This window comes from Polynucleobacter sp. 35-46-11 (assembly GCF_002281105.1).
On sequence record NZ_NCFJ01000476.1, the window covers coordinates 1 to 1,912 of the forward strand.

General features: G+C 46.0%; 3 protein-coding genes. All 3 read right to left on the minus strand.

The window, feature by feature from the left end; all coding sequences use genetic code 11:
• Window positions 1-258: 258 nt before the first annotated feature.
• Window positions 259-672, minus strand: coding sequence for a hypothetical protein (locus B7Y67_RS16550; protein WP_215302741.1), 414 nt, complete (start codon window positions 670-672; stop codon window positions 259-261).
• A 38-nt stretch (window positions 673-710) separates the two neighbouring features.
• Entirely contained in the window at window positions 711-1,046 is a 336-nt protein-coding gene (gene flgM, locus B7Y67_RS16555; protein ID WP_215302740.1) for a flagellar biosynthesis anti-sigma factor FlgM, read from the minus strand.
• A gap of 99 nt (window positions 1,047-1,145) precedes the next feature.
• The coding region (gene flgA, locus B7Y67_RS16560; protein WP_293599568.1) for a flagellar basal body P-ring formation chaperone FlgA at window positions 1,146-1,912 on the minus strand (767 nt) is incomplete at its 5' end.

Genomic DNA, 1,912 nt, shown 5'->3' on the forward strand with positions numbered 1-1,912 from the left:
GGAGAGAAAAATTTCTCGAGATTTTTATACAAAAATCGACTGTCCAAATTATATTTAGGATCAATCTGACCGGCATCGGGTTGGTAAATGTTGAATGGCATCGCTGGAATTTGTAATTGCCCGTTCCCGCCATGAGTGCATTCTTCAATTTAAAAATGAGAAAAGCTGACTCAAACTTGAAGCTTGGGTAAGCTTCAATTATACAAATATCTGTAGTCCTGATATTCCCCCAGAGGGGCTAAATGCGAGCAGAAAAGCCTAAACCTTACGGGATAGAACTCCACCCACAGATCCAGGTACACCGCCATCGCTGCCATAGGTGGCGCCTGGGGCTTGTTGAGCAATAAAAGATTGCATTGCCGCACTACGCTGCATTGCGAGGCGTATTAGATCGCCATTAATTTGATGATTGGTAGAGGTTTCATTGAGTAAGCTTAATAAACGCTCTTTTTGCCCCTCAGGGAACTCATTGATATCCCCACGGAGTTTTTCTACTCCACCGGGATAGCCATTAATGGACTCTAAGGCTGCATTAGTCAACTCGAGAGCATTGGGCAGTCGATCCATATCGTTTGCCTCTAAGGCAGTACGCAGATCTCTTACGGCGGTATCAATTTTCTGAAGAAAAGAATGCAGACCATCAAATGACATTGATGGAGCTGTAACGGACATGGTTTTTTGGGGTGTTACGAAAACTAGCTAGAAGTCATTTATGCGCGATTGGGCTTTTGACCAATTGCAGCAACGACATCTTTGAGCATCGCTTGAGAGATTTTCTTGTAATCAATCTCAAATTCACCAGCAGCAACTTTAGCGCGCAACTTTTCAATCAAAGCTTCGTCGCTTGCTTTACTTGCCTTGGAATCATTTTGAACTTCAGCCAACTTTGCAGTCAGACTGATATCTAAATTAACAGCTGGACCAGAAACTACATCAGCATTGGCTTTAGCAGCAGTATTGTTTACAGCGGCCGAGTTTGAGCCTGGCGTGGGTTTAGCCACTCCTGAATTTGGTGGAATCAGTGGTGCATTCTCATTAATCTTCATCTCATTCTCCTAAGCACTGCATTACAGCGAAATTTTACTGCTAATTACTACTAAATACTGACTTGTTTCACAACTTTACCGCATAAAGTGAAGCAACGCTCACTCTACATTAACCCCGATCACGCCCGGCCTTAAAACCTTGCCTTGCAAGACCTGACCGTCCATCAGGCGCACACGCACCATATCACCTATCATTCCGGCGGTTTGGGCAGTTCCTTCTCCCGATACCTGAAATCCCTTACCCACTAATTGGATCAAAACAGGATCTCCTACCTTTATTACGGATGATTCCTTTAAATCGTTTAGCCCAATTGGTGACCCCATTTGTAGCGAGCGACTCAATACCTTTTCGTAGGCAGCTCGGGGGGTTCTCAAGACATCGTCGGGCAAGGTAGTTAAATCCCCCTCAATCACCCGAATATCGCCATTTTCGATCTTTTGCCCAAAAGCAAGGTAGCGGCTAGCCACTACATAATCCCCATAAGCGTGGATATTGACAGGCACATTTACCATCCAAGAGGCCTTGGCACAGCGCAATTGCAAGGTACTTCTACCCCAGAGCCGCACACCGGGAGGTGTCAATATCTCAATAGAACCCCCTAAGCAGGCTGGAATCACCTGATTTGGCTCCACCAGTTGCACCTCAACACGCAGACCGTTCACACTGGGGCTTTTTTGAATGAAGCGCTTCATGGACGCCTCCACATCGGGAGGCAAGGCAGCCTGAACACTAAATGCCACCAGAAATTGAACTAGGTATGCGAATAGAGCAAAGCCGAGCAAGCGCATTATCTGACGTACCGATCCAAGGCAACCCAAGAATAGACAGTATTTGCACCGTCCAAAGCTACACCAGCCAACCAATG

Excerpts from the sequence above, each read along its gene's own strand:
- B7Y67_RS16550 (WP_215302741.1), bottom strand. The coding sequence starts at position 672 with ATGTCCGTTACAGCTCCATCAATGTCATTTGATGGTCTGCATTCTTTT.
- flgM (WP_215302740.1), bottom strand. The coding sequence starts at position 1,046 with ATGAAGATTAATGAGAATGCACCACTGATTCCACCAAATTCAGGAGTG.